Below are 6,987 nucleotides of genomic sequence, written 5' to 3'. Positions count from 1 at the left end.
GGTTACCAAAGTGGAGTCTCCTTTCGAAATCCTGAAATTTACCCGTGAAGTGGAAAGTGGTGACTATGATTCCTTTTTCCGCCGCCTTCAGAGCTTCTTTGCTGATACGCCCTACGAGATGATACGCGACTTGGAGTTACACTATCAGAATGTACTTTTCATTGTGTTCAAGTTGGTAGGATTTTATGTAAAGGTGGAATATCATACCGGTGAGGGGCGCGTGGATTTGGTTCTGCAGACAGACAGATTTATTTACGTAATGGAGTTCAAGTTAAACGGTACAGCGGAGGAAGCCTTGCGACAGATCAATGAAAAACAGTATGCCCGACCTTTCGATACGGACGGGCGCAAATTGTTTAAGGTAGGGGTGAACTTCAGCAAGAAAAGTCGTAATATAGAGAAATGGATAGTGGGTTAACTATTGAAGATATTAAGGACATACGTCAATGCCACGCAAAATGCTCGTAAACAAGAGCATTTTGCGTGGCATTGCGTTCCGGAATACACTGACCACTAAAAGCCTCTCCACCGTTCCCTTCTGATCTCCTCGCACTGCCGTCGCTGCCATGCAGGCATTATTTTCTCCAGCTCTTTCAGTTTCCATCCCTTCATAAAGCGTATCTCGTCCTTTTCCTGCTCCGTGCACAGGCTGATGCGCAGCAGTTCGGGGTAGAGCACCTGTATATGGAAAATCTTGGCTCTCCACAGCAGCATGGACATCTGCCAGGGGGTGAGGGCTTGGATGCGGTTCAGGGTGAGCAGCATTTCCAGATAATGACGGTAGAAGGCTTTATCTACGGTCATGAGTTGGTTTATCAGATGGTTCATTTTTATTATTGTTAAATGAAAAGATTAGTTGAATGAAGAATCAGGAAATCAAAGCGGAGGAAAGAAACACTATCTTTGGTAAAATCATCCTTGGATACGCTATCTTTGAAGAAGCCTCTTTGAAAACAAACAGTTCCCTTTAGAAATCCTATCTTTGGAGAAAAGCACCCTTAAAAGCGGTACTCCTTCACAGCATCAAAACAAGGACACGGCTTCACGGGATTCAGGTCATGATGCCCCACTATCAATGCTTTGGGGAACAGGAGGCGCAGCTCGCGCAGCAGTGCCAGCAGACTCCCTTTCTGCATCAGAGTACGCGTATCGGCAGGTGTGCAGTCCGCCGAGAGTCCGCCCTCATAGCAGATGCCGATAGAATGCCGGTTGTGGTTCTTGCAATGCGCTCCCACCTTTTCCAGAGGTCGTCCGCGGTGAATCTCTCCGTCGCGGGTGATATAGAAATGGTATCCTATGTCCGTGAAGCCCCGGTGGCGGATGTGGTCCCGGCGGCAAGTCTCAAAATCCAGCCTCCGCCCCTCAGGGGTGGCGGAGCAGTGGATAATAATCAAGGTGATGGTTCTCATGAGCATCAGATGCAGGCGTTCAGTCCGAGCGCGCCGGCAAGGGCGGTGGCTACGGTGATGATTACTTTCAGAATCAGTGTCCAGGTGTTTTTCTTTGTTTTCAAGTTCATGGGATTTTGGTTTTAGTTAGTTGATAATAAATGAATTAAAATGGAAACCAAGGGCCTGTGCCCCAATGAAAACAGCTTGTCATTAGGGCACATTCAGCCCTTTAGCGTCGTGCCTTGCTTCCGTCGTACCGGGGGGCTGTCAGGCCTGTTGTCCTCCGTTTTCCGGCTCCTTCGCCTCTCCGGTAAGGTCCACATTGGTCTTTCCGGCTTTCAGCGCCTTCACCACCAGTCGGGCCGCCTTGCGTGTGGCCACCAGATTGAACACGGCATCTTCCAGCAGATTCCGGAAACGTGTTCCGGCACTCCAGTTCACATTCAGCTTTCTGGCGTGGATGGCAGGGTTGTAGGCGGCTGAGCTTTCGGCACCTATACTGTTGATGCTGATGGAGAAATCCCCCAAATCACCCAGCTGTATCTTCTGTCCTGCCAGAAGCTGTTCGCGCATACAGTCCACTGCCATGGTGAGGATGGCCACGATGTCCGCACGCTTGTACACACAGCCGTGGCTGGCGATGTGCTCGGCAAAGCGGTTGATGTCCATCACTTCAGCATACTGTGCACTGGCGTAGGCCTTCTTGGCGGCGTCCACGTCCATCGGATTGCTACGCATAACGATACTGTAATTTACCATAGTCTGTTAAAATTAAAAGTTGATAATTGAGAATTAAGAAACACTGTTGCCGGGGAATGAAGTAAGTCAGCCGTCAGTCACTGTCCATTAACCGTCAGCCACTGGTTGCCGACCGCTAAAAGAACCCTATCTTTCACGTGTAAGATACTATATCTTACGGCTGTAAGATTATAGATCTTTCGCCTTCATCGTCCCGACATTACAAAGATATGATGTGCGGAAAGGGCAATGACGCGATAAGGTGCGATAGGGTGCGGAATGGTCCGATTTGACGCGATTTGACGCGATTCGCTGTTCATAATGTTTGACGGTCTGCCGGAAAAAGGGTATATTTGTATCAAAACAAAACGAACATACATGGAGAATTTTCAGATAAGAAGTTACGGGAAAAGCGAACTGGCCCTGTGCTACAGTCCCGATATTACCGAGAGTGCCGCACGGCGCAAACTGATGCGCTGGATAGACCGCAAGCCGGGACTGATGGGGGCGATGCGGGCTGCCGGATACAATGAGCTGTCACACACTTTCCTGCCCCTTGAGGTGAAACTTATCGTAGAGGCGTTGGGGGAGCCCTGAGGATGCTGGAAGATCCACGGGAATGCCGGGGATTCTCCGGGAGCATAGGGAGATCCACGGGAATACCGGCATCACAACCGGAGATGCGAAACGCAGACGCAGACGCAGCAGACGCAGGTCCTTTTTTCTCACACACGCGCACGTACCTTATATATGCATGTGCGCGTGTTTTCTTTGTTACCTTTGTTTTTTTGAGTAGACTCCTTTCCCTTTCACCATCACCATATCCAGCGCGCCTTTTTCCCTCAGGCGCTGTATCCAGCTGCGTGCGGTGTTGACCGGGATATTCAGCTTCTCCGCTTGCTCCATCACCATCTGTTTGGTGAATTCTTGCGGCAGGGCCGCATACAGCATCTCACGGTCCGCTATTCCCCGGCTGTTCAGTTCCGTACTTTTGTCCAGGAACGAAAGTATGTGCGTGGCATGAAGGTACAGGGGCTCGCACAAAGCCAGCACGGCGCGGAAGTCCTCATCGGTGATGGACAGGTTATGCCGGGTGATGATACCGTCCTTCAGGTTTTCGGGGTTTATAGTGGGATCCGGTACGGCCAGCGAGGGAATTTCCAGACTGCGCAGCAGCGCCGTGATACACATCATGCGGCACAGGATGGTCCCCATACGCATCACCGAAGCAGACATCTCTTCGCCCGTCACTAGAGAAGAGCGGTAGAACAGGGCGCTGAAGTGCCCGTTGAACTCATCTTTCTGCTGCTGGGTGAATTTCAGGGTGAACAGTCCTTTCTTCTTCAGCTCGTCCCTGCTGGCCTTCCATTCGTGTCCCATCCGGATGAACTCTGCTTCCACGTCCAGTTCATCTTCGCCGAACTGGTCTTTCCATTCGCCTACACGGGGCATGTAATAGAATATGTTTCGCGAGAACTGTCCGTTCTCCGGCGAGGAGATGAGCGGCTTTATCTGTGCGGGCGTGCCCGAGAGGAGCACGGACAGGTAACAGGCGGTGGTTTCCTTGTATTCCCGGTCTGTGCGGCGGTTGTAGGACAGGCGGTCGTGGTCGAACGCCTTGCGCAGCGTGTCGCTCCAGTTGCCGAATTCCGTCCCTATGGCTGTCGATACGGTGTCCGCCTCGCTCTCGCTGTAATTTGCAAATTTTCTTGTGCCTTTTTTTAGAAAAGTTAAATATGCCACAGAATACACCGGTAACTAAGGCTTCATAAGTTCGTTTCTCGTTCCTGTTGTAGTCTTGAAAATCGTCTGCCTGTTTTCTAACCGGTAGCTACTGCCGGTGAACTTGATGACTTCACATCGATAAAGCAGCCTGTCAAGCAGAGCGCTGGCAAGGATTTCATCATTCAATGTTTCTACCCATTCTGTAGGTGCCTTGTTGGTTGTAATGATGATGGATGTCTTCTCATGTAGGGTGTTTATCAGGTTGAAGAAGGCAGTTGCTTCCTCTCTTTTCACAGGAAACAGCATGATATCATCTATTGCCAGCAGCTGTGCGCGCAGAATCTTGTTATAAGTCATCATGGCCGGAGTTGAGATGTCTTTAAGCCTGAGACAATTTACGATATCCTCCATTGTCATCAGGTATGCCTTGTAACCGGCCTTGACCGCATCAAAGACAAGACCGGCTGCCAGAAATGTCTTTCCGGTCCCTGATGGTCCCATCAGGATCAGGTTATAAGCTTCACGGAGCCATACCAGTTCACGAAGCTCCTTCATCTGCCGGCGGTCTATGCCTTCATAAAAATTGTAGTCGTATTCGTCAAGATCATGTTTTCGGGGCAGACGTGCCGCAACAAGTCGTCTCTCGTAGTCTTTCCTCTCTTTCATCTCAACTTCGGTGCCTAATACCAGGGACAGGAATTCCGGGTAGGTCGGTTTTTCTTCCTGTGCATGATGCAGAATGCTGTCCATGCGGTTTGCAATGTTGTAAAGCCGCAGACGTTTGGCGTGCTCTTTCAATTTTTCACTTTGTATCATTCAAAAAACTTGTTATATTGGTTTATATCTGTTTTTTCAGGATGACAGTCCGCTGTTTCCGGAATGGATGTCGGAGCTTGGATAGTCATCCCGTCCATATTGTCCTTACTCCTGTGGATTGAGCCGGATATTTCCTGCACGGAAAGGCTGTTGTATATGTTTTTTTCCAGACAGGTCCGCAGGGCTGCTATCACTGTTTCTTTGCCGTATTCGGATATCACATGAAGCAGCAGTTTCATATTGTCTCTGTAATAACGCGGCTTTTCCCTTTCCAGATTCCGGAGCCACAGAATAACGGTGGGGTCATCTTCCGTCCGCTTTCGGATCCGGACCTGCAAGTCATTCACACTCCGTGTCTTGTCCTTATGATGTCTTTTGTCACATACATTTTTCCCTTTTCCGGGACACAACTCATGCCTGCATATGAGTTTGCCGCTCTCTTTGTCGTACAGCTCGATATGTCCGTTATTCTCAAGAAGCCATACAACGGTGTTCCGATTTTTATAGGTGCCGGAGGGCACACTGTAGTAGTTGGTCAGGTACCGTACCGTATTGTCCTTGCGGACATGATACTCTTTCGGCTCGTCTTTGGGGGGCACCGGTTCTCCATAGTATGGCAACAGATATTTCCGTTCAATCTCAAATTCCTCAGCCGGAACCAGGCGTGTGGTTCCATGTATCTTGCCGTTTCCTGTTTTTTCCAGCCATTGCAGGACCTCGGTGTTAAGGACTTCCAGGCTGTTAAATGTCCGTCCGGCAAGAAAGTTACGCTTGACATATTTGACCACATTTTCCACTTTTCCCTTGCTTTCCGGATCAGCAGGACGGCAGAACACGGGCTGGAAATGCTGCTCGTTGACAAAGGTACGGAATGTTCTTGTCAATATGAGGTCACCCAGGTTTTCTCTGACCAGCAGGACTTTGTCCTGGTCATAGATTATCCTTCTCGGCTTCCCTCCGAAATATGCGAAAGCCAGTTCATGGGCATATACGGCCAGGGCTGATGTGAAAGGCGTACAGGAAAAATACACGAACTTCTGCCTGGAACGGCTCATCACCATGACAAAAAAATAAACTTTGACAAAGTCGTCCCTGTATGTGGGCATGCGGCTTTCTCCGAAATCCATCTGGGCATATTCCCCGTAAGGGGTATCCGGCATTTTCTCATAAACACGTTTGGAAAGACCCTCCTTGTCCAGATTATACTTACGACGTACAGTTTCCACAAAATTGTATACGGTTTTTCCGCAGACAACAGGAAGATCAGGATACTGTTCCTTCATCCAGTCATGAATCTGGGAGGCGGACAGGAACCTGTACCGGGAAAGAACGTCACAGACATAACTTTCGTATTTGTCAAGTATGCGGGGATATCGCCTGCGATGCTGCAATTTTGCAGTCAATGTGTCCTCGTCCATTTTCAAGTACCGGCGCACCGTACTTCTATGCAGACCAAGCTGGAACGCGATCTGGGTCTTGTTAAATCCTTTTGAATATAATTCTCTTATTTTGTACCACATGATGACTCTGTTGTTTGATTGGTGTCTGCATGCGTCCTTAGTTCTGTCCATATCATTTATATTATTGAAACGCAAATATAGACATTTTCAGGAGGCATAATGGCATATTTCCTTTTTCTAAAAGGACATGGGGCAAAGATACGGATTACAACTCCATACCCGTCCGTGTCAATATTTTAATGTTGTAATATTTTAAAATTAAAATATCAAACAATTTTAATTTTAAAATATTCTGATATTAATATGTTTTCAAATCGAACCGTCGGCATCCCTTTGAAAAAAGAATATCCATTGATTCTCACATAATGTAAAGGGTGGATTACAGAATTACGTGTATGATATTTTTAACAATGATACAGATTCTACATATAAACAAATATCATAAAACAACAGATACATGACTTCATGTAAAGTATTCATGACCGAAGTTTTAACATTTTAATATTTAAATGCTTTAATGTTTTAAAATTAAAACACTTTAAAATATTGGCATTAAGTATTGGATGGATATTTTGAATGGCTATTTTCTTAAAAAAAAATGACACGTCAATTTGGAATGTATACCTATCGGATTCGCGGAAAAAGAGGACCATTCAAAATAATCCTGCCCGATTCCTTTTGTTCCTTCTTGACGCCACCAGGCATGTCCGGTTCTCCACCATCATTTTCAGATTACCTATATTTTTATTCGTTCATGAACAGGAAGATTCATGCACACTTCCATTGGCAACCCATAAGTATTGTCAGGTATTGTTCATTTTCTTTTTTCCGGGAAGATTATGCAGAAACAGTTATTG

8 protein-coding genes and 1 pseudogene are annotated in these 6,987 nt (G+C 47.3%); 2 read left to right on the top strand and 7 right to left on the bottom strand.

Translation table 11 applies throughout. The features are described 5' to 3' along the window. Window positions 1-418, top strand: a 418-nt coding sequence (locus AB5935_RS04165; RefSeq protein ID WP_368327332.1) for a PD-(D/E)XK nuclease domain-containing protein, incomplete at its 5' end; no start/stop codon positions are given. Window positions 419-513: 95 nt separating this feature from the next. On the opposite strand, the gene AB5935_RS04160 is transcribed toward AB5935_RS04165, so the two are convergent. The 4 genes from AB5935_RS04160 to AB5935_RS04145 all read right to left on the bottom strand — a co-directional run bounded on the left by AB5935_RS04160 (window position 514) and on the right by AB5935_RS04145 (window position 2,150). Further along, window positions 514-828, bottom strand: coding sequence for a hypothetical protein (locus tag AB5935_RS04160; protein WP_007838232.1), 315 nt, complete (start codon window positions 826-828; stop codon window positions 514-516). A 170-nt stretch (window positions 829-998) separates the two neighbouring features. Then, window positions 999-1,415, bottom strand: a complete 417-nt coding sequence (locus AB5935_RS04155; protein WP_368327331.1) for an N-acetylmuramoyl-L-alanine amidase — start codon at window positions 1,413-1,415, stop codon at window positions 999-1,001. Then, window positions 1,415-1,519, bottom strand: a complete 105-nt coding sequence (locus AB5935_RS04150) for a smalltalk protein (RefSeq protein ID WP_007843882.1) — start codon at window positions 1,517-1,519, stop codon at window positions 1,415-1,417. The genes AB5935_RS04155 and AB5935_RS04150 overlap by 1 nt, the downstream gene beginning before the upstream one ends. Before the next feature lie 139 nt (window positions 1,520-1,658). Next, on the bottom strand, window positions 1,659-2,150 hold the full coding sequence (locus AB5935_RS04145; protein WP_368327330.1) for a DNA-binding domain-containing protein: 492 nt from the start codon (window positions 2,148-2,150) through the stop codon (window positions 1,659-1,661). A 357-nt stretch (window positions 2,151-2,507) separates the two neighbouring features. Here AB5935_RS04145 and AB5935_RS04140 point away from each other — a divergent pair, with 357 nt between their 5' ends. Then, the gene (locus AB5935_RS04140; RefSeq protein WP_007843883.1) at window positions 2,508-2,726 is read left to right on the top strand and encodes a DUF4248 domain-containing protein; all 219 of its coding nucleotides are present in this window, start codon (window positions 2,508-2,510) and stop codon (window positions 2,724-2,726) included. A 177-nt stretch (window positions 2,727-2,903) separates the two neighbouring features. On the opposite strand, the pseudogene AB5935_RS04135 reads toward AB5935_RS04140, so the two are convergent. The 3 genes and pseudogenes from AB5935_RS04135 to istA form a co-directional block, all read right to left on the bottom strand. Then, window positions 2,904-3,818 (bottom strand): annotated as a pseudogene (locus AB5935_RS04135) (DUF3987 domain-containing protein); the annotation flags it as partial. Window positions 3,819-3,887: 69 nt separating this feature from the next. After that, the gene (gene istB / locus AB5935_RS04130; RefSeq protein ID WP_005839930.1) at window positions 3,888-4,670 is read right to left on the bottom strand and encodes an IS21-like element helper ATPase IstB; all 783 of its coding nucleotides are present in this window, start codon (window positions 4,668-4,670) and stop codon (window positions 3,888-3,890) included. Further along, entirely contained in the window at window positions 4,667-6,241 is a 1,575-nt protein-coding gene (istA, locus tag AB5935_RS04125; RefSeq protein ID WP_117929310.1) for an IS21 family transposase, read from the bottom strand. Before istA ends, istB begins: the two co-directional genes overlap by 4 nt. Window positions 6,242-6,987 lie beyond the last annotated feature (746 nt).

Source organism: Phocaeicola sp. RTP21198st1_B8_RTP21198_201120 (assembly GCF_040929485.1).
GTDB lineage: Bacteria > Bacteroidota > Bacteroidia > Bacteroidales > Bacteroidaceae > Phocaeicola > Phocaeicola dorei.
The sequence above is the reverse complement of the archived record's forward strand: the minus strand, read 5'-3'. Positions and strand labels throughout refer to the sequence as shown.

What these genes read in the sequence shown, in the direction of transcription:
- AB5935_RS04155 (WP_368327331.1), bottom strand. Translation starts at nt 1,415, where the DNA reads ATGCTCATGAGAACCATCACCTTGATTATTATCCACTGCTCCGCCACC.
- istB (WP_005839930.1), bottom strand. Translation starts at nt 4,670, where the DNA reads ATGATACAAAGTGAAAAATTGAAAGAGCACGCCAAACGTCTGCGGCTT.
- AB5935_RS04145 (WP_368327330.1), bottom strand. Translation starts at nt 2,150, where the DNA reads ATGGTAAATTACAGTATCGTTATGCGTAGCAATCCGATGGACGTGGAC.
- AB5935_RS04150 (WP_007843882.1), bottom strand. Translation starts at nt 1,519, where the DNA reads ATGAACTTGAAAACAAAGAAAAACACCTGGACACTGATTCTGAAAGTA.
- AB5935_RS04140 (WP_007843883.1), top strand. Translation starts at nt 2,508, where the DNA reads ATGGAGAATTTTCAGATAAGAAGTTACGGGAAAAGCGAACTGGCCCTG.
- AB5935_RS04160 (WP_007838232.1), bottom strand. Translation starts at nt 828, where the DNA reads ATGAACCATCTGATAAACCAACTCATGACCGTAGATAAAGCCTTCTAC.
- istA (WP_117929310.1), bottom strand. Translation starts at nt 6,241, where the DNA reads ATGGACAGAACTAAGGACGCATGCAGACACCAATCAAACAACAGAGTC.